This window comes from Candidatus Poriferisocius sp. (genome assembly GCF_965208475.1).
Classification (GTDB): Bacteria; Actinomycetota; Acidimicrobiia; order Acidimicrobiales; family Bin134; genus Poriferisocius.
The window spans coordinates 646,073-667,658 of the sequence record NZ_OZ242338.1 but is presented as its reverse complement, the minus strand read 5'-3'; the positions used below and the strand labels follow the sequence as shown (position 1 = coordinate 667,658).

Annotated in this window: 23 protein-coding genes and 2 pseudogenes; 17 read left to right on the top strand and 8 right to left on the bottom strand. The window is 66.4% G+C overall.

The genetic code is table 11. From position 1 onward, the window contains the following. The first annotated feature begins 51 nt into the window (after positions 1–51). Complete coding sequence (locus ACOGXA_RS03140) at positions 52–1,773, top strand: N-acyl-D-amino-acid deacylase family protein (RefSeq protein WP_419925830.1); 1,722 nt, start codon at positions 52–54, stop codon at positions 1,771–1,773. Beyond that, positions 1,773–3,302: a DUF2079 domain-containing protein gene (locus ACOGXA_RS03135; protein WP_419925829.1), complete on the top strand. Its 1,530-nt coding sequence runs from the start codon at positions 1,773–1,775 to the stop codon at positions 3,300–3,302. Before ACOGXA_RS03140 ends, ACOGXA_RS03135 begins: the two co-directional genes overlap by 1 nt. On the opposite strand, the gene ACOGXA_RS03130 is transcribed toward ACOGXA_RS03135, so the two are convergent. After that, positions 3,303–3,707: an HIT family protein gene (locus ACOGXA_RS03130; RefSeq protein WP_419925828.1), complete on the bottom strand. Its 405-nt coding sequence runs from the start codon at positions 3,705–3,707 to the stop codon at positions 3,303–3,305. A gap of 112 nt (positions 3,708–3,819) precedes the next feature. Between ACOGXA_RS03130 and ACOGXA_RS03125 the strand changes: the two genes are divergently transcribed. From ACOGXA_RS03125 to gcvT, 9 genes are all read left to right on the top strand, one after another. Further along, positions 3,820–4,419 carry a CDP-alcohol phosphatidyltransferase family protein gene (locus ACOGXA_RS03125; protein WP_419925827.1) on the top strand — a complete coding sequence of 200 codons (600 nt, stop codon included), beginning with the start codon at positions 3,820–3,822 and terminating at the stop codon, positions 4,417–4,419. Between the two features lie 38 nt (positions 4,420–4,457). Then, positions 4,458–4,844: a glycine cleavage system protein GcvH gene (gene gcvH / locus ACOGXA_RS03120; protein WP_419925826.1), complete on the top strand. Its 387-nt coding sequence runs from the start codon at positions 4,458–4,460 to the stop codon at positions 4,842–4,844. Then, positions 4,841–5,326 (top strand): FHA domain-containing protein, encoded by a 486-nt coding sequence (locus ACOGXA_RS03115; protein ID WP_419925825.1) that lies wholly within the window; start codon positions 4,841–4,843, stop codon positions 5,324–5,326. The genes gcvH and ACOGXA_RS03115 overlap by 4 nt, the downstream gene beginning before the upstream one ends. Beyond that, positions 5,323–6,066: a MerR family transcriptional regulator gene (locus tag ACOGXA_RS03110; protein ID WP_419925824.1), complete on the top strand. Its 744-nt coding sequence runs from the start codon at positions 5,323–5,325 to the stop codon at positions 6,064–6,066. Before ACOGXA_RS03115 ends, ACOGXA_RS03110 begins: the two co-directional genes overlap by 4 nt. Before the next feature lie 15 nt (positions 6,067–6,081). Then, positions 6,082–6,639 (top strand): phosphoribosyltransferase, encoded by a 558-nt coding sequence (locus ACOGXA_RS03105; RefSeq protein ID WP_419925823.1) that lies wholly within the window; start codon positions 6,082–6,084, stop codon positions 6,637–6,639. 10 nt (positions 6,640–6,649) lie between these two features. Then, on the top strand, positions 6,650–7,156 hold the full coding sequence (locus ACOGXA_RS03100) for a bifunctional nuclease family protein (RefSeq protein ID WP_419925822.1): 507 nt from the start codon (positions 6,650–6,652) through the stop codon (positions 7,154–7,156). A gap of 119 nt (positions 7,157–7,275) precedes the next feature. Beyond that, positions 7,276–7,773: a MerR family transcriptional regulator gene (locus ACOGXA_RS03095; RefSeq protein ID WP_419925821.1), complete on the top strand. Its 498-nt coding sequence runs from the start codon at positions 7,276–7,278 to the stop codon at positions 7,771–7,773. A gap of 26 nt (positions 7,774–7,799) precedes the next feature. After that, entirely contained in the window at positions 7,800–8,165 is a 366-nt protein-coding gene (locus ACOGXA_RS03090) for a hypothetical protein (protein ID WP_419925820.1), read from the top strand. A gap of 20 nt (positions 8,166–8,185) precedes the next feature. After that, positions 8,186–9,247, top strand: coding sequence for a glycine cleavage system aminomethyltransferase GcvT (gene gcvT, locus ACOGXA_RS03085; protein ID WP_419927036.1), 1,062 nt, complete (start codon positions 8,186–8,188; stop codon positions 9,245–9,247). Between the two features lie 7 nt (positions 9,248–9,254). On the opposite strand, the pseudogene ACOGXA_RS03080 reads toward gcvT, so the two are convergent. The 5 genes and pseudogenes from ACOGXA_RS03080 to ACOGXA_RS03060 form a co-directional block, all read right to left on the bottom strand. Continuing rightward, positions 9,255–9,530 (bottom strand): annotated as a pseudogene (locus tag ACOGXA_RS03080) (TlpA family protein disulfide reductase); the annotation flags it as partial. A gap of 15 nt (positions 9,531–9,545) precedes the next feature. Continuing rightward, on the bottom strand, positions 9,546–9,842 hold the full coding sequence (locus ACOGXA_RS03075; protein ID WP_419925819.1) for a hypothetical protein: 297 nt from the start codon (positions 9,840–9,842) through the stop codon (positions 9,546–9,548). Between the two features lies 1 nt (position 9,843). Continuing rightward, the gene (locus ACOGXA_RS03070) at positions 9,844–10,071 is read right to left on the bottom strand and encodes a TlpA family protein disulfide reductase (RefSeq protein ID WP_419925818.1); all 228 of its coding nucleotides are present in this window, start codon (positions 10,069–10,071) and stop codon (positions 9,844–9,846) included. A 75-nt stretch (positions 10,072–10,146) separates the two neighbouring features. Further along, positions 10,147–10,704 carry a hypothetical protein gene (locus tag ACOGXA_RS03065; RefSeq protein WP_419925817.1) on the bottom strand — a complete coding sequence of 186 codons (558 nt, stop codon included), beginning with the start codon at positions 10,702–10,704 and terminating at the stop codon, positions 10,147–10,149. Positions 10,705–10,773: 69 nt separating this feature from the next. Further along, positions 10,774–12,471: a hypothetical protein gene (locus tag ACOGXA_RS03060; RefSeq protein WP_419925816.1), complete on the bottom strand. Its 1,698-nt coding sequence runs from the start codon at positions 12,469–12,471 to the stop codon at positions 10,774–10,776. Between the two features lie 122 nt (positions 12,472–12,593). Between ACOGXA_RS03060 and ACOGXA_RS03055 the strand changes: the two genes are divergently transcribed. Both ACOGXA_RS03055 and ACOGXA_RS03050 read left to right on the top strand, forming a co-directional pair. Then, a complete protein-coding gene (locus tag ACOGXA_RS03055) occupies positions 12,594–14,834 on the top strand; it encodes an ATP-binding protein (protein WP_419925815.1) in 2,241 nt (746 codons plus the stop codon). 49 nt (positions 14,835–14,883) lie between these two features. Beyond that, positions 14,884–17,742 carry an ABC transporter permease subunit gene (locus ACOGXA_RS03050; RefSeq protein WP_419925814.1) on the top strand — a complete coding sequence of 953 codons (2,859 nt, stop codon included), beginning with the start codon at positions 14,884–14,886 and terminating at the stop codon, positions 17,740–17,742. Between the two features lie 34 nt (positions 17,743–17,776). On the opposite strand, the gene ACOGXA_RS03045 is transcribed toward ACOGXA_RS03050, so the two are convergent. Together ACOGXA_RS03045 and ACOGXA_RS03040 are read right to left on the bottom strand one after the other, a co-directional pair. Further along, positions 17,777–18,811 carry an aldo/keto reductase gene (locus tag ACOGXA_RS03045; protein WP_419925813.1) on the bottom strand — a complete coding sequence of 345 codons (1,035 nt, stop codon included), beginning with the start codon at positions 18,809–18,811 and terminating at the stop codon, positions 17,777–17,779. A gap of 35 nt (positions 18,812–18,846) precedes the next feature. Continuing rightward, positions 18,847–19,545, bottom strand: a complete 699-nt coding sequence (locus ACOGXA_RS03040) for an alpha/beta hydrolase (protein WP_419925812.1) — start codon at positions 19,543–19,545, stop codon at positions 18,847–18,849. 158 nt (positions 19,546–19,703) lie between these two features. Here ACOGXA_RS03040 and ACOGXA_RS03035 point away from each other — a divergent pair, with 158 nt between their 5' ends. The 4 genes and pseudogenes from ACOGXA_RS03035 to ACOGXA_RS03020 all read left to right on the top strand — a co-directional run bounded on the left by ACOGXA_RS03035 (position 19,704) and on the right by ACOGXA_RS03020 (position 21,573). Further along, entirely contained in the window at positions 19,704–19,904 is a 201-nt protein-coding gene (locus tag ACOGXA_RS03035) for a type II toxin-antitoxin system HicA family toxin (RefSeq protein ID WP_419925811.1), read from the top strand. After that, a complete protein-coding gene (locus ACOGXA_RS03030) occupies positions 19,850–20,221 on the top strand; it encodes a type II toxin-antitoxin system HicB family antitoxin (protein WP_419925810.1) in 372 nt (123 codons plus the stop codon). Before ACOGXA_RS03035 ends, ACOGXA_RS03030 begins: the two co-directional genes overlap by 55 nt. Before the next feature lie 25 nt (positions 20,222–20,246). Beyond that, positions 20,247–20,612 (top strand): annotated as a pseudogene (locus tag ACOGXA_RS03025) (nuclear transport factor 2 family protein); the annotation flags it as partial. A gap of 1 nt (position 20,613) precedes the next feature. Further along, positions 20,614–21,573: a quinone oxidoreductase family protein gene (locus tag ACOGXA_RS03020; RefSeq protein ID WP_419925809.1), complete on the top strand. Its 960-nt coding sequence runs from the start codon at positions 20,614–20,616 to the stop codon at positions 21,571–21,573. Positions 21,574–21,586 lie beyond the last annotated feature (13 nt).

Here is a 21,586-nt window from a genome sequence, read left to right as displayed (position 1 = left end):
CATAGTGTGGCAGGGTGGGGGTGCCCCATACGGATAAGTAGGATTGGGGCTGTGTTGGACCTGGTAATCCGCGGCGGCATGATCGTCGACGGCTCGGGAAGCCCAGGGTTCCCCGGCGACATCGGGGTGAGCGGCGGTCGGATCGCGGCGATCGGGGCGGTCGCCGGCCCGGGGCACACCGAGATCGACGCCGGCGGCCGGGTGGTGTGCCCCGGCTTCGTCGACCCCCATACCCACTACGACGCCCAGCTGTTCTGGGATCCGTCCGCCTCTCCCTCCAGCCTTCACGGGGTGACCACCGTCATCGGCGGCAACTGCGGCTTCACCCTGGCCCCGCTCAACCCCGGCGACGCCCCTTACCTCCAGCGCATGATGGCCAAGGTGGAGGGCATGCCGCTGGCCGCGCTGGAGTCGGGGCTGGACTGGTCGTGGCGCACTTTCGACGACTATCTGGCGCGCCTGGACGGGAACCTGGGGGTGAACGCCGGTTTCCTGGTGGGCCACTGCGCCATCCGCCGGGCGGTCATGGGGGTCGACGCCACCGGCAACAAGGCCAGTCCCAGCCAGCTCGAGACGATGAAGTCCCTGTTGGCCGACGGCATCGCCGCCGGGGGTCTGGGCTTTTCCACCTCGCTGTCGTACACCCACAACGACGGCGACGGCGCCCCGGTGGCCTCCCGCTTCGCCGACAACGACGAGGTGGTTGCACTCTGCTCGGTGGTGACCGAGCACGAGGGCACCACCCTGGAGTACGTGACCGACGGCTGCATGCAGGGATTCACCGACGAGGAGCTCGACTTGATGGTGGCGATGTCCCGAGCGGCCCGGCGGCCGCTCAACTGGAATGTGCTCACCATCGACTCGGCCGACCCCGACCGCTACCGGGCCCAACTGGGCGCCTCGGAGCGGGCGGCCGAGCGCGGCGCCCGGGTGGTGGCGCTGACCATGCCGGTGCTGGTGGGCATGAACATGAGCTTTTTGAACTACTGCGCCCTCAACATGCTTCCCGACTGGGGGGAGGTGCTCGGTTTGCCGGCGCCCGAGCGGATGGCCCGCCTTGCCGATCCCCAGACCAGGGCGCACCTGGCCGAGCGGGCGGCGTCGCCCGATGCCGGGGTGTTCAGCCGTCTCACCGGGTGGGGCGGCTATCGGATAGGCGACACCTTCAGTTCGGCCAACGAAGGGCTGACGGGGCGCACTGTGGCCGACATCGCGGCCGAGCGGGGTGCTGGGCACTTCGACACCCTGGTGGACGTGGTGCTGGCCGACGAGCTGCGAACCGTGCTGTGGCCGGCCCCCACCGATGACGACGATGAGAGTTGGAGGCTTCGGGCTGAGGCCTGGCAGAGCGAGCACACCCTGTTGGGCGGATCCGACGCCGGGGCCCACCTCGACCGCATGTGCGGCGCCCCCTACACCACCGCATTTCTGGGCGACTGCCTCAGAGGCCGGCGGCTGGCCTCGCTGGAGTCGGCCATTCACATGCTGACCGACGCCCCGGCCCGGCTGTTCGGCCTGCGGGAGCGGGGCCGCATCGAGCAGGGCTGGCACGCCGACCTGGTGGTGTTCGACCCCGACGCTATCGACTCGGGCGCCATGCGCATGGTGGGGGACCTGCCGGGCGGCTCGGCGCGGCTGTTCGCCGACGCGGTGGGAGTGGACCACGTGCTGGTGAACGGCCAGCCCATCGTGACCGGCGGCCGGGCAACCGACTCCCGGCCCGGCACCCTGCTTCGATCAGGGCGCGACACCGACACCGTTCTGGTGGGGTAGTGGACTTGAAGCAGAACAGGGTCACGCTGGCCCAGTTCCGGCGGCGGCAGGAGATCTTCTCGCTGCGCTGGCAGGCCCGCCTCGACACCAGGCAGGTGGACCGGGCCGTCCCCTGGGTTATCGCGATACTGCTCGGCGGGATCCTGTCGGGCCTGTCTTTGGCCCGAGCCCGTTCGCTGGATGCCGGCGCCGACCTGTCCTCTCATCTCCAGGGGGTGTGGCTGATCGGGGAGGGATACGAGCCGCTCTCCAGCGTGGCGGGCCACAACCTGTTGTGGGAGCAGGCCGCGTTCATCCTCTACCCGGTGGCCGGCCTCACCGCTTTGTTCCCCGATCAGCCCACGCTGTTGGCCCTGCAAGCCTCGGTGCTGGCCTTGGCCGTGGTGCCGCTGTGGCGGATCGCCCGCGATGTGGGCGGACTCAAATCGGGGGCGGCGATGGCAGTGGTGTTCGCCTACTGCGCCTACCCGGCGGTCCACACGGTGAACCTGTCGGACTTCCACACCGAGGCTCTGGCCGTGCCCGCGCTGTTCGCCGCGGTGCTCACCGCGCTGAGGGGGCGGTGGAACTGGTTCGCGGTGTTCGCTCTGCTGGTAGTGACCTGCCGGGCTGATCTGGCCTTCGCGCTCTCGGGATTGGGGCTGCTGGTGCTGCTGGAGGGCCGTCGCCGCCCCGGTGCGACCATCGCCCTGAGCGGCCTGGCCTATGGGCTGGTGTCGATGACCGCCATCCAACCCCGGTTCAACGGCGGGAAGTTTCCCCACATCGAGGAGTTCTCAGACTTCGGCAGCGGGCATCCGGGATCGGTGCTGTGGGGCTTCATCTCCGCTCCCCATCAAGTGGTGGCCGACGCGGTGTCGCAGGCCAACTTCCAGATGATCGTGTTCCTGTTGGCCCCGGTGATGCTGCTGCCTTTGGTGGCGCCCCGCTATCTGCTCCCGGTGGTGCCCCTGTTCGCGGTGTACCTGGTGGCCGACGTGGCGCCCGGGCAGTTGGCGGAGGCATCCCAGACCGTGCCGATGATCCCGTTCGTCTTCGCGGCCACAGTGTTCGCTCTGGCCCGTTCCGGGCGGGTTCTGGTGGAGCGGGTGAACGTGGACCGCCGCCTGCTCACAGCGCTGGTGCTCACCGCCGGACTCTTCTTTCTGCGCGACGCCCCGAGCTCCCTGTACCACGAGCCATGGGACTGGGGTCGGCGCGACACGATGGACATCGCCCGTCAGGAGGCCGCTGACCTGATTCCGTCCGATGCCTCGGTGCGGGCCTCGGAGCAGATTCTTCCCCTGTTGTCGGACCGCACCCGGCTGTACGTGCTGGACACCGCGGGCGACCCCGACAGCGCGGCATCAGCGGCCACCCCCAAGGTGGAGTGGATCGTGTTCGATCCGTCCGCCGCGCCCGACTGGAGGCCCCTGGACGTCGAGAGCTTCGACTTGGACATCCGGCGAACCGGCTTTGAGCGGCTGGATTTGGAAGAGGGGGCAAACGGCCTGCGGGTCTACCGGCTCCGCAACGTGGTCCGGAGCTGACTAGCCGCCGGAGGGGAGGTGGGAGCGAAGTCGCTCAGCGGCCCTGGCCAGTTCTTCGGGGGGAACCGAGGCTCGGGCGTTGGCAAAGCTCAGGTCGCCGATCTCGAACATCGGGATCACGTGCAGATGGGTGTGGGGCACCTCGTGGCCGGCGATGACGAGGCCCACCCGGGGCGGTCCGAAAGCGGCCATCTGGGCGGTGCCCACCACCTGCGACACCACCATGAGGTGGGCGGCCAGCTCCGGGGGAACGTCCAGCCAGTGGTCGATCTCGGCTCGGGGGACGACGAGGGCGTGGCCGGTCTGGATGGGGTTGATGGACAAGATGGCTGCGCAGTGGTCGTCTTCCCATACAAAATGCCCGGGCAGGTCGCGGTTGATGATCATGGAGAAGACGCTGGGCATTCGGACATAGTACGACCCACCGGCGGGACCTGCCTCCGAGGCGGCCCGGCGGACAGTGTCGGCGGGACCTGTCGGAGCCACCCACCGGCCGGCCTCTGTAGCATTGGCCATCGTGAAGGTGGGGAATACTGAGTGGCGGATCCTGACGGTTCCCAACTTGGTGTCGGTGGTGCGGTTGGGGTGCGCGCCGGTGTTTTGCGTGCTGCTGCTGGGGATGGGCAATCGGGCGGGGGCCGCGGCGTTGCTCAGCGTGCTCGGCGCCACCGACTGGGTGGACGGCTACATCGCCCGTCGGTTCGACCAGGGTTCGGAGTTGGGCAAGATCCTGGACCCCACCGCCGACCGGTTGATGTTTCTGGCCGCGGCGGTGGCGATGATGGTGGACGGCTCTCTCCATGCGGCATTCGGGTTGACCATGCTGGCCAGAGAGGCAGTGGTATCGCTGGCCACCGTGGTGCTGGGGGCTATGGGGGCCCGCCGGATCGACGTGACCTGGACCGGCAAGACGGCCACATTCGGCCTCATGTTCGCCCTACCGCTCCTGTTGCTGGGAGATTCGAGCGTGGGCGGGGGGGCAGCCCTGCGCGGCGTCGGATGGGGCGTGGGCATTCCGTCGCTGGCCCTCAGCTATTACGCGGCGGTGGAATACGTGCCCCGAGTTCGCCGGGCGCTCGCTGAGGGGCGGGCAGGACGGGCCGCAGCCTCAAGCTGAGGTTGAGAGTTTTCGCGATTGCCAGTACGGTGTCGCCAATGAATGTACCGGTCGAACTGCTCTACACCGAAGATCACGAATGGGCCAGGGTCGATGGCAGCCGAGTATGCCTGGGCATCACCGACTACGCCCAAGACGCCCTCGGCGATGTCGTCTTCATCGATCTGCCCGCGGTGGGAACCGAGGCGGCCTGCGGCGACTCCTTCAGCGAGATCGAGTCCACCAAGTCGGTCTCAGAGATCTATGCGCCGGTATCGGGCACGGTGGTCGACGTGAACGCCGATTTGATCGACCACCCCGAGCGGTTGAACGAGGACCCTTACGGCGAAGGGTGGATCTGCGTGATCGAGGCATCCGACCTCTCCGAGTTGGACGGCCTGCTGGACGCGGCAGCCTACACCGATCTGACGGAGAGCATCAATTGAGCGCTGCCTCCTCTGTCGGTGGTTCCGAGGCCTATTGCCCGATGTGCGGCTACCGCAGCGGGGTGGGCGCGAACTTCTGCGCAGCGTGCGGTAATCGCCTCACCTCGACCGGCGACGGCGGCGCGGCCCACTCGTCCGAAGAGCCCACCACGGAGATGGCCCTTGAAGTGGACCTGATCCGCCAGCCGGCGGTGCTGGTGGTGACCCAAGGGGCGGCCGCGGGCAGCCGCTTCGAGCTGGCGGAATCCCGGGTCAGCCTGGGCCGCCACCCCGACTCCGACATCTTCCTAGACGACATCACGGTTTCGCGGACCCACGCGGAGATCTATCGGGACGGCTTGGTGCCCCATGTCAAGGACATGGGTTCGCTGAACGGGACCTATCTCAACAGCCGCCGGGTGGAAGAAGCCGGGCTGAAAGACGGAGACGAGCTGCAAATCGGGCGCTTCAAGCTGGTGTTCCACGATCGGATCGGTTGGTGAGAGACCAGCACCGGTCTATCGGACAGGTCTTGGACCTGCTGAAGGGCGAATTCGCCGACATAACCATCTCCAAGATCCGATTCCTGGAAAGCCAGGGCTTGATCGACCCCGAGCGAAGCCAATCCGGCTACCGGAAATTCGCCGAAGCCGATGTCGACCGCCTGCGGTGGATCTTGGAGCAGCAGCGAGACCACTTCCTGCCCCTCAAAGTCATCAAGGATCGCATCGCCCGCCAGGACTTCGACGGTCCCGCATCCAACGGAGGGCGGGGCAGGACCGGGGACGGCGTTGGGGATGGAGCAGCCTCCAGCATCTCAGGCCCGGGGCGGCCCAACCCGTTGGGGGCGGGGACAGTCTCGGTGTCGCTGACCGTGGACGAGGTGGCGGCGGCCAGCGGGCTCAGCCAGTCGAAGATCTTGGAGTTGGAGAAGTTCGGCCTCATCGAGCCCTTGGGCGGTGGCGCACCAACCCAATACGGGGCCGAGGCGGTCGTCGTGGCCAAGGTGGCGGCAGGATTCCTGGCCCATGGATTGGAGCCTCGCCACCTGCGGGCCTACAAGTCGGCCGCCGAGCGGGAGGCAGGGCTGCTCGAGCAGAGGATCATGCCATTGGTGATGCAGCGCACCGCCCATGCCCGCAAGCAGTCGCTCGACGTGTTGGCCGAACTGATCAACCTGGGGTCGGAGCTGAGGCTGTCGCTGCTTCGGGAGGCCTTGGCCAACCACACTCGGAACCGGTAGCGGAGCAGCGAAGCAGTGGTGGGCGGCGGGCCCGAGCTGTTCGCGAGCCGAGGAGCCATCGAGCAGGCGGTGAGGCGGGTCGCGGCCCAGATCTCCGAGCAGTGCTCGGACGGGGCAGTGCTGGTGTCGGTGTTGAAGGGGAGCCTGCCGTTTCTCGCCGATCTGGTCCGGGCGGTGGACATAGCCGTGGAGGTGGACTTCATGGCCATGTCCCGGTTCGCGCCCGATTCGGGACGGGTTCGACTGGTCAAGGATCTGGACTGCGACGTGACCGGACGCCAGGTGGTGCTGGTGGAGGACATCGTGGACACCGGGCTCAGTCTGGGCTACCTGAAAGGGGAGCTGGACCGCCGCTCGGCAGCCTCGGTGGCAGTGGCCGCGCTGTTGAACCGCAGTGCTCGCCGCATCCTGCCGGTCGAGCCCGACATTGTGGGGTTCGAGGCCCCCGACGAGTTCTTCTTGGGCTACGGGCTGGACTGGGCCGGCCGGTATCGCAATCTGGACAAGCTGATCATCGGCGACCCTGATCTTCTGGCCGACGATCCCGACGCTTACGTCTCGTTCCTCTACTAACGTGGGGGCGATGAAGGAGATGGAGCTGGTCGGGGTGCGGATCGAGCTGCCGTCCAACGCCCCGATCGTGCTGCTGCGGGAGACTGACGGCGAGGGTCGGCTGCTGCCCATCTTCATCGGGGGGGCAGAAGCCCAGGCCATCGCCTTGGCCATGGAGGAGGTGGAAACCCCCCGCCCCATGACCCACGACCTGTTCAAGGACGTGCTCGATCAACTGGGCGTGCGACTTGAGCGCATCGTGGTTACCGAGCTGCGGGATCGGACCTTCTATGCCGAGCTGGAGCTGGCGGGGGGCAACGGCAACGGGGCCCGGCGCATCTCCAGCCGCCCATCGGATGCAGTGGCTCTGGCCGTGCGGACCGGAGCGCCGATCTTCGCCGCCGAATCGGTGCTGGAGGCCGCCGGCCATACGGTGGATCCCGAGAATGCCGAAGGCGACGAGCCGCCGCCCGAAGAGGTGTTGGACCAGTTCCGAGAGTTCCTAGACCAGGTGACTCCCGAGGATTTCAACGGCTGAGGCCCCTCCGGCGTCCTTGACAATCCACAGGGAGAGGTTTACCCTGTGGAAATCCATTGGCGTAGTTTCCCCGGTGTAACCAGCCCACCTGGGGGCGCGCCCCGAAACCGGAGAGTGCGATGAGCGACCAGGGACAGATAGCGGGCGACTTCAGCTCGCCTCAGACCATTGAGATCATCGGTATCACCTACCGCCAGCTGGACTACTGGACCCGCACCGGGCTGGTGCGCTCGACCGCTCAAAGGGCTGTGGGGAGCGGAAGCCGCCGCCGGTATTCCTACAGCGACTTGCTGGAGTTGAAGCTGATCAAGCGGCTGTTGGACGAGGGCATCGCCCTTCAGCGGGTGCGCGACGTGTTCGAGTACCTGCGCGACGAGCTGGGCGAGAATGTGGCCAGCGCTGACCTGGTCATCAACGGCAACCAGTCGCTGCTGGTTCGCACCGACGAGCAGATCCTGGATGCGCTGCGCCAAGGCCAGGGAGCGCTTTACCTCCGGATGGAAGGCCTTGTCGAAGAGGTCGACGCCGCGGTGCGGGAGCTGCCCATCGAAGAGGCCCCGCCAGTGGAAGCGTCCTTGATTCAAACGGGCATGGGCGTTGCTCAGACCGGCTCCTAGGAGCGGTTGAAGGGGCTCGAGGCAGAGTGTTCGCCCACGATTCTGAGCGGCAGTTCGCCGAGCTGCTCGACTTCTACGGCATCGAGTGGCACTACGAGCCCGAGACTTTCGTGCTCTCCCGCAACGATTCCGGCGAGGTGACCGAGGCGTTCACCCCTGACTTCTATCTTCCCGGGTTCGACCGCTACGTGGAGGTCACTACGGCGCGCCAGAAGTACATATCCCGCAAGAACGGGAAGGTCCGCCGGCTGCGGGAGCTCTATCCCGCCATCGACGTGGTGGTGCTGTGCCAGCGGGACTATCGCAACCTGCTGAGCAAGTACGGCTTTGACGATGCCTCCGGGATTGGCGGCGACCTGACTCACGCCGGCGCGGCGGCCGGTTCCGCCTAGCCGAGGGTCGGGAGGTGGACATGCGCTCCTCTCCGCTGGAGGGCAGGCATCGAGCACTGGGCGCCAAGATGGTCCCCTTCGGCGGCTGGGAGATGCCGCTGTCGTATCCCTCGGGAACGCTGGCCGAACACCGGTCGTGTCGAGCCGGGGCGGTGGTTTTCGATGTGAGCCATCTGGGCACGCTCCGGGCAACCGGACCCGATGCCTATGACCGGCTTCAGAAGGCGTTCACCAACGATCTGGCCCGTATTGGCCCCGGTCGCACCCAGTACACCCACTTGCTGGACGACGATGGATCGGTTGTGGACGACATCATCGTGTGGTGGCTCGGCGATGACAGGTTTGATGTGATGCCGAATGCGTCCAACACCGATCGGGTGCGCGACGCCCTGGGCGGCTCTGGTGCCGGGGCCGGATTCCGGGCAGTAGATGTGACCGGCAGCCGGGCGGTTTTGGCGGTGCAGGGTCCCGAGGCCCGAAAACGACTGGCCGCGGTATCGCCCGAAGCGTCGGCGGTACCCCGCAACTGCGTGGCCGCCGTGGAGTGGGAGGCGACCCCGTTGACGGTGGCCGGCACCGGCTACACCGGCGAGGACGGCGTTGAGGTTGCGGTGCCCGCCGAGGCCGCCGAGCGTCTCTGGGATGCAGTCGCTGAAGCCGGGATAGTCCCGGCCGGTTTGGGGGCCAGGGACACACTGCGCCTGGAGGCCGGTTTGCCCCTGCACGGCCACGAACTGGGTCCGGGCATCACCCCGCTGCAAGCAGGGCTGGGCTGGGTGGTGCGCTGGGACAAGCCCTCTTTCCGGGGGCGGGAAGCGCTGGCCGCCGAGCGGGATCGGGGCATCCACCGGCGGCTGCGGGGATTGCGGGTCGAGGGTCGACGCCCGCCCCGGGAGGGCCAGGCTGTGCTTCAGGACGGCGAGGCGGTGGGTGAGGTCACCTCGGGCAACTTCTCGCCCATGCTGGAAACCGGCATCGCGTTGGCCTTCGTTCCCCCCGACGTGGACTTCGGCGATGAGCTGGCCGTGGACATGAGGGGCACCCCCATAACGGCCACCGTGGTCAAGCTGCCCTTCGTGTAGCCGGCCGCTAGGCGCCGACGGCTTCCAGCACCCGGCTCTGTGGTATACCGCCTCGCCATGAGCTGAGGATTGCGCCGTTGCGGTCCAGCAGTATCCCTGCGGGCTGACCGAAAATACCCAGCTGTCGCCAAGATTCAAATGTCGAATCCCAGAGCATGGTGAAGGTGGTTCCGGTGGACTGAACGAAGGCTTGGGCCAGCCCAAGGCTGTCTTGGGCACCCACTCCGATGACGGTGACCTTGTCGGCATTCTTTCGAGCGAACTGCTCGACGCCGGGGGCTTCCCGGCGGCAGGTGGATCAATGGGGCGCCCAGAACCACAGCACTATGGGACGATCAGACGGCGCGAAACCAGCCAGGTTCACCGTGTCACCAGTGGCCAAATCCACCACATCCACCGACGGCAGATCTGACGCCGGGGCCGGGGCCTCGGTCTGCGGCGCCGATTCGGCTGCCGGGGCCGGGGCCTCGGTCGGGGCTGTGGTTGCCGGTGTGGCGGTGGGAGGGGCGGTGCTGTCGCCGCAAGCCGCGGCCCCAAGGGCCACGGCGATGGCAAGCGCTATGAGCCGGGTTCTGGGTGCTCGGGGCAGATTCATGTCAGGTTGAGCTCAATTCTGCTACGGCGTCCAGAACCTGGCCGCGGGGGATGTCGCCCCTCCACTGGTCGATGATCTGACCGTAGCGGTTCATGAGCATCCCAGCGGGCTGGCCGGTTATGCCCAGCTGGTTCCAGGATTGGAATGTCCGGTCCCACAGCATGGTGAATGTGGTTCCGTGGCGGCTCACGAAATCTTCGGCCTGTCCCAGGGAGTCCTGGGTTCCCACTCCGACGACGGTGAGCTTGTCGGCGTTTTGTCGAGCGAACTGCTCGACGCCGGGGGCTTCCCGGTTGCAGGTGGATCAATGGGGGGCCCAGAACCACAGCACTATGGGACGATCAGCCGGCGCGAAACCGGCCAGGTTCACCGTGGCCCCAGTGGCCACATTCACCACCTCCACCGAGGGCAGATCTGAATCGGGGACCGGTGGCGGTTCCGGGGTGGGAGGCGGCGGGGGTGGCGGTGGCGGTTCTGGGGTGGGGGGCGGCGGGGGCTCCGGCGCCGGTTCCGCCGGGGACTCAGGGGCGGGTAGCGGTGTCGGCTCCGTTGCGGGGTCGGTGGTGGGCAGCGGTGTCGAGACAGGGGTTGGCAGTGGGGCTTGGGTGGCAGCAGGCGAAGGGGTGGAGGCGGATTCTTGGGTGGAGCCCGACTCGGAGGCAGGGGCGGGTTCGCCTTCGGGCCGATCAGGGGCTTGTGTACTGCTTGATGCGGCAGTGGGCGCCGTTTCCAACCCGGCGCTGTCGATCGTCGATGTCTCGGTGTCTCCGCAGGCCGCCGCGAGGAGGGCCAGAGCTAGGGCTAGGCCCGCGGCGGCAAACCCCAACGATCGCCGGCCCCGGCGGCGCCTCAGACTATTCACCCTCCCGATGCTACCGCCGCCCCATGGAAAGCGAGACGGCGACGGCGCTCGGGAGGGCCGCAGGAATCACTACCCGAGGCTTCGGTAGGGGGCAGTCTGCTGGACGCAGGTGGGAATGTCGGGATCGGCGGGACACGGGAAGTTGAACACCAACTCGGTCACCACGTCGGGGGCGCCGAACTTGTCGGGGCCGAATGTGGCGGGAAGCTGGTGCTGGATGTCCACCGAACCCAGGTTGGCAAAAGCGTTGTAGATGTCTTGGCGGGTGGGGTTGGGACCGGCGTCGTAGATGGCCCGGGCCACCATGCGCATCTCGGTACACACCGTGGAGGTCATGCCGTAGGCGCTGTCGTAGCTCCCGTACACGTCACGTATGTGCCGGGCGCCGATGGCGCTGTTGGCCGCGTATGTCTCGTTGCACATGATGTTCAGAGGCGCGTTGAAGCTGAGCACAGGATCCTCGGAGCGGAAGTTCCCGGTGGGGGCGTCATCAATGATGATCGTGCCGTTGTAGAGCTCAGCGGCCGCGTTTCCTCCGAACTGGGCCACCTTGCCCGACACCAAGTCGCCGGCCTGGCTGTTGAAGTCAGAGTTGTAGAACTGAACGTCGCCGGGGGCGAATCCCTGGTTGATCATCTCGTTGATGAACTGGGGCAGGCTGAGCACGTTGAGGGCGGGGAAGACCACGTCAACGCCCTCCTCGAGCATTCGCTCCACTGCGATGTCGTTGCCGTCGCGGCAGGTGGTTTCCCCGCCGCAGCCGATCTGCTCGGCTACGGCGATGTCGTAGCCTGCGGCCTCCAAAACCTCGATGATCCCGGTTTGCACGGTCTCGGGTTGCCCGGGGGTGTCGGGCCAGATCACCGCGATTGTCTTGCCGTCCAGGCCGCCGGTGTCGATGACCGCCTGGGTCATGTTGACCACCGAGTCCTCGGCGACAGGGCTGAGCGAGTACAGCAGGCCGCTGGCCTGTTCATGGAAGTGGCCGGGGTTGCCCTGGGTGGTAAGGAACAGGGTGTCGTGGTCGGCGGTTATGCACAAGATGGCCGTGCCCTGGAAGCCGGTGGTGTTGGTCACGATCACCGCGTTGTGATCCTCGGTGGCCTCGATGCAGGCTTGGTTGCGCAAGGTGTCGATGTCCTCGCCGCCGCCGCCCAATGCCGATACTTCCACAAGGCGGAGGTTGATTTGGCGACCCCAGATCCCATTGCAGTCGTCGTTGATGGCCTTGGTAAACGCTTCGAACATGTCCTTGGGATCGCCCACCGGAACGGCGAAACCTATGCCCTCCAGCTCCTCGAGCTTGGTGCGGAGGTGGACGATGGTGATGGAGTCCTCGGTGATGCCCGCATCGGTGGCCTGAGGCGGTGAGTCTGGATCAGGCGTGGCTGTGCAGAACACGTCTAGGGGCTGGAACGGGTGCGCGCGGTCGAATGTCCTGTGGAACTCGGTGAACAGCTCGCCTCGGGGCTCGTCGAAGCCGATGTCCACCGGTTCATCGGGGGCCGGTTCGGATGGCTCGCCGGATTCACCCGACGGGTCGTCGGGAGCGGGCTCGTCGGGGGCATCGGGTGTGTCGGGGGCGGGTTCGTCGCCATCGCCGGCGTCGTCGGGGGCATCGGGCCCGTCGGGGGCCGGAGCGGCGGTGGGCTCCGAAGGGGCGGGCGCCGCGCCTCCGCCGTCATCGTCGTTTCCGCCTCCACAGGCGGCGGCGACCAGCGCGAGCACAAGCAGCGCACCCCACAACTTCAGCATCCTTCGAGACACGGTTACCCCTCTCCGTAGCTTGGCGTTGAACAGTAGCCGATGAAGTCGTCCGCTGTGAACAGCCGCTGTCGTGCGCGGCGTAGAGCCGATGGCCTAGTGTCTTGCCCCGATGAGGGGCAGCTATGGATAAGCCTGTGGACGGGGAGTCTGCTCCAGGCGAGCCAGCCTTGGACGACCCGGCCAACCTGGCCTCTGCGGTATTCGAAGAGGAGTCCAAGCGCTTAGCCGAGCAGGCGGCCAAGTCGGAGGTGGTGGTGCTGCCCGACGACCTGCTGCCCGGGGTGGGCGAAGAGCCGATGACCCTCCGGCAGGGGATACGGGCCGGCGGGGCCAGCATGCTCGTTGTGCTCTTCTTGCTCAATGTGATCGACGAGTTCGACAGGGTGGCGATCGCCGTGCTCCTGCCCGACCTCCAAGACGCCTTCGGCGTGTCCGACACGGTGATCCTGGGCATCTCCTCGTTCGGCGGTGTGGCCCTGGTGCTGGGGGCGGTGCCGCTGGCCTGGCTGGCCGACCGGGTCAAGCGCACCCTCATCGTGCCCGTGGCCACTGCGGGGTGGGCGGTGAGCGTGTTCCTCACCGGATTGGTGAAGAACCCGTTCCAGTACTTTTGGACCAGAGTTCTCACCGGTGCGGGCCAGGCCAATCGCTTGCCGGTGCATTCTTCGCTGCTCACTGACACATACCCCATTCCCGCCCGAGCTCGGATTTTCGCCTTCGAGGGCATGGGCCGGCCCATCGGCCTGCTAATCGGCCCGGTCTTGGCCGGAGCGATTGCATCCATCGCCGGCGGAGATGACGGCTGGCGCTGGGCGTTCTACATCTTCGCCATCCCTCCGATTGGCCTGGCGCTGTTGTCGCTGATCCTGAAGGAGCCACCCCGAGCAGGCAACGAGCAGCAGGCCATTTTGGGCGAGCAGTATGAGATGCCGCCCATTGGCTCGGACCTGCCGGTGTCGATGTCCACCGCCTTCGCCCGGCTCAAAAAGGTCAAGACCTTCTATTTCCTCGCCGTGGGCGTGGGCACCCTGGGTTTCGCACTTGTGACGCTTCCCAGCCAGCTAAACCTGATGCTGAAAGACGAGTACGGCTATGACGCCTTCCAGCGGGGCTGGGTGACGTCGCTGGTGTGGTTGGCCAGCCTGGTGGCCATTCCCATCTCGGGATTCAAGTTCGATGGAATGTTCCGGGAGGACCCCTCCAAGATGGTGCGGACTGCGGGCATGCTCATCATCATGTCGGGCGTTTTGGTGCTCATCGCCATGAGGTTCCACCAGCCCGCCCTCATGATCTTCGGCATCAGCTTGGCCAACGGGTGTACGTCGGCCTCCTTCGTGGCCGCCGCGCCCACCATCGGCGCGGTGGCGCCCTACCGGATGCGGGCCCAGGCCTTCGCCCTGCTGCCGGTGTTCATCTTCTTGATGGGCGGGTTCATGGGCAGCATCATCGCCGGGTCCATCAGCGATGCCCATGGAGAGAGGCTGGCCATCAGCGTGGTGGCCCCGCCGGCCTCGATCATCGGCGGCCTGCTGGTGGCCTACGGCTCCCGCTACATCAAGCGCGACATCTCCTTGGCGGTGAGCGAGCTGGTGGAGGAGCAGGAGGAGATGCGGCGAATGTCGGAGCATCCCGACGACATCCCGGTGCTCCAGGTGCGGGGGCTGGACTACAGCTACGGCCCGGTGCAGGTGCTGTTCGACTGCGGCCTGGAAGTGCGCCGGGGCGAGACGCTGGCCCTGCTGGGAACCAACGGGGCGGGCAAGTCCACCCTTCTGCGGGCGGTCAGCGGGCTGGGGGCGCCCGACCGTGGGGCCATCCGTCTCAACGGGCGCACCATCACCTACGCCGACGCCGAACTGCGCTTCAAGCAGGGCATCGTGCAGGTGCGGGGCGGTGCCGGGGTGTTCCCCGGCCTCACGGTGGAGGAGAACCTCCTAGCCACCATGCTGTCCACAAAAGCAGAGAAGGACGAGGTATTCCGGAGGGTCGAGCGGGTGTACGACGTGTTCGGCGCGTTGCGGGAAAAGCGCGGCCAGGCGGCCAGCGACCTGTCGGGAGGCCAGCAGCAGATGCTGGCCTTCGGGATGGGCTTGATGCACGAGCCCGAGATTCTGCTCATCGACGAGCTGTCGCTGGGCCTGGCACCAGTGGTGGTGCAGGAGCTGCTGGAAGTGGTAGAGCAGCTGAAGGCAACCGGGCTGACCATGATCATCGTGGAGCAGTCGCTGAACGTGGCGCTCAGCGTGGCCGAGCGGGCGGTGTTCATGGAGAAGGGGCGGGTTCGCTTCGAGGGTCCGGCCCAAGAGCTGGCCGAGCGGGACGACCTGGTGCGGGCGGTGTTCCTGGGCGCCGAGGGCGGTTGAGCGTGGGCGGGGTTGACGCTAGACCGCGCCATCGCAGGGCGGGGGGGCAATGATCGACATCGGCTGGGAGATCTCCCAGCAGGACTTGTTCTCGGGCAGCGTTCAGGGGTTGATCGTGGCGGCTCTGGCGGCAGGGTTCGTGCTGATCTACCGGTCGACCGGGGTGCTGAACTTTGCCCACGCCGAGATCGGCAGCTTCGGCGTGGCGCTCATGGCCATGCTTACGTTCCGCTACGACGTGCCCTACTGGGTGGCGTTCTTCCTGTCGATCGGGGCCGCGGCCGGTTTCGCCATGGTCACCGAGCTGGTGGTGGTGCGTCGGCTGTTCAACTCGCCGCGCCTGGTGCTGTTCATCGCCACCTTGGGGGTGGCGCAACTGGCCATCTTCGCCTCCATCGAGTTGCCCGACGTGTCGCGGCCGGGGCCGTTCCCCCTGCCCCCGAAGCTCACCGCCCAGGATTTCCGGTGGGAGGTCACCGATCATCTCCGCATCGGGGGGCGCGAGCTGCTGGTGGTGATCGTGGTGCCGCTGGTGATCGTGATCTTGGCGCTGTTCTTGGGCCGCACCCGCTACGGGCTGGCCATCCGGGCCTCGGCGGAGAACGCCGACACCGGGCGGCTGTTCGGCATCAGCGTGCGTCGGGTGTCCACCATGGTGTGGACCATCGGGGGGGGGCTAGCCGGGGTGACCCTGATCCTGCTGGCGCCGTTTCGGGTGAGCGCGGCCGCCGCGGGAACCGCCAGCCTCGGGCCTGGCCTGCTCTTGCGGGTGCTGCTGGTGGCGCTGATTGCCCGAATGCGCTCGCTGTGGGTCACGCTGATCGCCGGCATCGGCCTGGGCATCTTCCAGCGGCTGTTCCAGGGGAACGTGGACCGGGATATCCGCGAGGCCGTGGATGTGATCTTCTTCATTGCCATCTTGGTGATCACAGTGCTGTTCGCCCGCCGGGGCAGCGAGGACGAGGGGGAGTGGTCGCTGTCGCCCAAGGTGAAGGCCGTTCCCGAGCGGCTCCGCAACCTTTGGTACATCCGCAACCTGACCCGGTTCGGCTTCGGGGCCCTCTTCGGCGGCCTTGTGCTGCTCGGGCTGTTTCTCAACAAGAACTCCAACCTCTACACCTGGACCCGGATTCTGGGCTTCGCGCTGATCGCTTTGTCGGTGTCGATGCTCACCGGCTGGGCGGGCCAGCTCTCCTTGGGCCAGTTCGCCTTCGCCGGCGTTGGCGGTCTCACCGTGGTGGCACTGACCGAGAACAGCGACATCCCCATTCCGTTCGACTGGTGGGACTGGTCGTTCGACCTGCCCTGGGGAGTGGCCATGGTGATCGCAGTGGCCGCGGGCATGATCACCGCCTTCATCATCGGCGTGCCCGCGCTGCGGGTCAAGGGCCTGATGCTGGCGGTGACCACGCTGGCGTTCGCCATCGCCGCCATGTCGTGGATCTTTGTGCAGGACGTGTTCACCCAAGGGGCCACGAACTCGCCCAAGGTCATCCCACCGGTGTGGGGCCCGTTCGATTTCACCGCCTCCCGCAAGTCGTTCTTCTTCCTGGTTCTGGTGCTCTTGGCCCTAGCCGTGTGGATGGTGGCCCACCTGCGGAAGACCGGGATCGGGCGGATGATGATCGCGGTGCGCGACAACGAGGACATGGCAGCCGCGTCCACCGTGTCGAGCAGCCGCATCAAGCTCATCTCGTTCACCCTGGCCGGGGGGCTGGCCGCGCTGGGCGGGGGCCTGATCATCACCGGCGAGCCCACCATCAATCCTCAAGTGCTGTTCAACGCCAACGAGTCGATCAACGTCATTGCCATCGCCATCATCGGGGGATTGGGATCGATTGCCGGCCCTCTGCTGGGGGTGCTGTGGGTGAAGGGCATCCCGGCCATCTTCGGGGCCAGCGACGAAGTGCGATTGCTCACGTCCGGGGTGGGGCTGCTGTTGTTGCTGATGTACTTCCCCGGCGGGATCATGCAGCTCATCTACAAGTTGCGCGACTTCTTGCTGGGGTTGGCCGATGAGCGAATGGCGGCCCGGGACATACCCGTGCCGGTCTCGGCGATGGACAAGCCGGTGCCCATCACCAGCGAGCGCATTGTGGCGGTGGAGGAGGGGCACCCGTGGCTGTCGGTGCGGGATGTTCACGTGCATTTTGGGGGCAAGGTGGCGGTGGACGATGTTTCCATCGATGTCTACCAAGGAGAGCTAGTTGGGTTGATCGGCTCCAACGGAGCGGGCAAGTCCACCCTCATGAACGCCATCAGCGGCTTCGTGCCGTTCCGAGGCGAAGTGGAAGTGCTGGGGCGGGATATCGCCCATCTGCCCTCATATCGCCGCCACCGGGGCGGCCTGGGCCGGGGGTTCCAGCACGCCAAGCTGTATCCCGACCTCACGGTGCGAGAGGCGCTGATGGTTTCGATGGAGGCCCGGGACCGCTCGCTTCTGGTTCCGTCGCTGCTGGGAGTGCCGCCGTCGCCGGGAATGGAGCGGCGCAAGCGGGCCGATGTGGACGGACTCATGGACTTCGTGGGCCTGGGCCGCTATGCCGACCACTTCATCTCCAACCTGTCCACCGGCACTAGGCGCATTGTGGAGTTGGCCAGCCTGTTGGCGGTGGACGCCAAAGTGCTTCTGCTGGACGAGCCCACCGGCGGGGTGGCCCAGCGGGAGAGCGAGGCCTTCGGGCCGCTTATCCGGCGCATCCAGGCCGAGCTGGGCGCGGCGGTGGTGGTGATCGAGCACGATATGCCGCTGGTCATGAGCATCAGCGACCGGGTCTACTGCCTGGAGGCAGGGTCGGTGATCTCTGAGGGGTCGCCGGAGGAGGTGCGGAACGACCCTTTGGTGATTGCTTCTTACTTGGGGACGGATGTGCGGGCTATTGAGCGCTCGGGGGAGCGGACAAGTTAAACCATCCACCGGCGAGGCTGCGGGTGGGGGGGTTTTACTTTCTTCGTCGTATAGCGGGATTTGAGACGGCTAGGGGGATGTAGAAGGCGTCGTCGGGGTTTAGGTCGGTTCCGGGGAGTACTAATTCGTCGATCCGGTCGAGGGCATCCTCGGTGAGGCGGAGGTCGGGGTCTTCGAGGGCAGCGTCGAGTTGTTGGGGGGTGCGGGGGCCGATGATGGTGGAGGTAACTGCGGGGTGGGCCAGGGTGAAGGCGTAGGCCAGGGTGGCCATGGAGCAGCCGACATCGTTGGCCAGGGCGTCGAGTTCCTCTACCAGGTCGAGCTTGTGGGCCACTACGGGGTTGTCCCGATCCCAGCGCTTGGCACTGACCAGGTTGCGGGTTGCTCTTGAGTTCTCCGGCCAGTCGGCGTCTTTGCGGTACTTGCCGGTGAGCCAGCCGCCGTTCAGCGGGCTCCACACGATCACTCCCATGTCGTAGGCCTGACAGGTGGGCAGCACCGACCGCTCGATCTCCCGGGTGAATACGGAGTAGGGGGGCTGCTCGCAGCGGACTCGCTCCAGGCTGCGGCGCTCGGCGGCCCACTGGCCCTCCACGATGAGCTCGGCTGGGAAGGTGGAGGTTCCGATCATGCGGATCTTGCCGGCTTGCACCAGATCGGTGAGCGCGGCCAGGGTGTCGCCGAAGTCGGTGCGGGGGTCGGGGCGGTGCATCTGGTAGAGGTCGATGTAGTCGGTGTCGAGGCGGCGCAGGCTGTCTTCGACGGCCTGGGTCACCCAGCGGCGGGAGCCGCCCTGCATGTTGATGTCGTCGCCCATCGGGCCGTAGAACTTGGTGGCCACCACGACGCTGTCGCGCCGCCCCTTGATGGCCCGCCCGACGATCTCCTCAGAGATGCCCATGCTGTAGCGGTCGGCGGTGTCGATGAAGTTGATCCCGGCGTCCAGCGCCTCGTGGGTCATGGCCGCGCACTCGGCCTCATCGTTGTTGCCCGCGGGGCCGTACATCATGGCGCCGAGGCACAGGGTGCTCACCTGGACCCCAGAGCCCCCCAGGGTGCGATATTCCATTGCCCTTCCTTTCCGATGATTCGACGAAGATGGGCCTATTGGCCTGCGGCCCTGGCGATCACCGCGGCGACCGCCTCAGGCTGGGCCAGCATCGGAGAGTGGCTGCCCTCCATCACGACTGAGCTGCCGACCAGGCCCGCGCATGTGCGCTGGAACTCGGCAGTCAGGGTGCGGTCGTCGGCGCACACGATGTAGGTGGACTCCACATCCCGCCACGCCGCCCGGGCAAAGCTGTACGGCGCTTGGCCCAGCCGCTGAGGGCGGAGCAGCGACTCGGCCCAGGCGATGTCCTCAGGAGTGCAGTCGTGGTAGAAGAGGTCGCCCGCGGCCCCAGGCTTCACCGAGCTGTAGCCGTCTTCGCCGTGCTCGAGAGCGGGGAAGAAGTTCTCGGCGATCACCGCCTCTGCCACATCAGGCGGATTCGCCTCGCCGCTCTCGTCGCCGGGCAGGATGGCGGCCAGGTACACCAGATGGTCCACCGTGGCCGGGTCGAGCCCGGAGATGGACAGGCCGCCGAGCGAATGGCCCACGGCCACCACCGGCCCTTGACCGCCCAAATGGTCTCTCATGCCGTTCACATCGGCTTGGAAGGCGGCGATGTCCTCCGCGGTGGTCGGACGGCAGAGATCAGAGGCGTGGACGGCGATGCCCATGTCCCCCAAGCACTCCTGCACCCGCTCCCAACACCATGGTCCGTGAAACGCCCCGTGGGCCAAAACAACTCCTGCGGTCATGGAGCCGCACTTTAGCTCGTGTCACATCAGGGTGGCCTTGGTGAGGTCCACAAAGACTTGTATTCAGAAATACAGGGTATTTACATAGGATATATTAAAAGATACTCTGCGGAATATGCAGGAACCGGTGAGCGTCTGAGCCGCTAGAGCGACACAAGATGCCTAAGGTCCGAGACGTAGTCCGTCTGGTGGCACAGGACGGATGGCGACGCGTGCGCACTCGAGGCAGTCATCACCAGTACCAACATCCGACCAAACCTGGCACTGTTACGATTGCGGGGAAGCCCAGCGATGATGTGGCGCCATGGATTTGGTCCAGCATCATGAAGCAGGCTGGCCTCAGAAGGGACAAGCGATGATGCGTGAATATGCGGTCGTCTATGCCGAAGGCCCAAGTAACTACTCTGCCTATGCACCTGACCTTCCCGGCTGTGTGATCACTGCAAGCACATGGGCAGAAGTTCAGAAAGTTGCCCGGGAAGCCATCGAGTTCCATATTCAGGGGCTCTTAGAAAACGGCGACCCTGTGCCTGAGAATCCCATGTCGCTCCGAGGGGCCATGCTTAGCCACACCAGTCTTCTAGAAGAGTGCGGTGACCCCGCATCCAAGTGGCCTACCACGGTGAGCATGGTTGCGGTAGACGTCGAGACGCTTGTTGCAGCCAGAGCGAGATGAGGCGACCCGCATTCTGGGGGTAACTGATCGGGCCCGCGGGGTGGTGTATTCCCGCAACGAGCATGAGACCGGCGACGAGTGGGTGATCATGACCATGATGTACTGGGACGACTACGAGCGCATCGACGGCCGCTGGTATTTCCGGCGGCGGCTGCCCCTGTACTGGTATGCCGCCGACCTGAATGCCCCGCCGGTCGGGGAGAACAAGATGCGCTGGCCCGACGAGGAGCCCTATGAGGGGGCGTGGCACCAGTTCTGGCCCACCTATCGGGATTTTTGGGAGTCTCGCCTTGAAGAGACATCCGATGTGGCCGAGCCTGCCCCAGTCGGTGAGTTCTTGACCTGGCTGCGAGATGGGGGCGAAGAACTGCCCAGTGTGCGGGTGCGCTGACGTGCGGGCCGCATACCACGAATCCCAGGGCGCACTGGATGTGCTGCGGGTGGGGGAGTTGCCCGACCCCGATCCCGGCCTCGGCGATGTGCTGATCCGCGTGAAGGCCACCTCGATGGACCGGGTGGACGTGTACTGGCGGGAGGGATCCCATGGCATGAAGCTGCGCTGGCCTCAGCACGTGGGCGGGCGGGACATCGCCGGAGTGGTGGAGTCGGTGGGGTCGCAGGTGACGACGGTGGCCGTGGGCGACCGGGTGGTGGCATCGGGGGAGCGGACCCACGCCACTTTGGCGCTGGCGCCCGAAGAATTGGTTTTTCCCCTGCCTGGGGGGGTCAGCTTTGAGGCTGGCGGAGCCACCCCCACCGCAGGCCGCTCCGCCCATCAGGCCCTCATCGAGAAGGCCCAGATCCAGTCAGGTGAGACCGTGCTGGTAATGGCGGCAGGATCAGGGGTGGGCAGCTTCGGGATACAGATCGCCCGGGCCATGGGCTGTCGGGTCATCGCCACGGCGGGCACTGCCGAGAAGCGGGCTCGAGCGATGGAGCTAGGCGCAGAGCTGGCCATCAACCACTACCACGACGACATCGTCGCTGCGGTGCGGGGAGCCACCGACGGCAGAGGGGTCGACGTGGTACTCGATCATGTGGGCACCCCGGTGTTCGCTGCCGCGGTGCGGTCGCTGGCCGCCGAGGGGCGATTCGTGACCTGTGGAGTGACCGCCGGGCATATCGGCGAACTGCATTTGGGCCAACTCTTCGTGAAGGGCATCACCCTCATGGGAGTGGGCCGTCCCGACAATCAGCGGATCGCGGCCACCATGCGGGGTCTGCTGGGCATGATCGACCAAGGTCAGGTAGCGCCGGCGATCGCCGCGGTATTTGGCTTGGAGGAGATCGCCGAGGCCCACCGGCTGATGGAGAGCTCAGAGTTCTTTGGCAAGATCGTGCTCACTCCCTAGGAGGCTGCTAGTT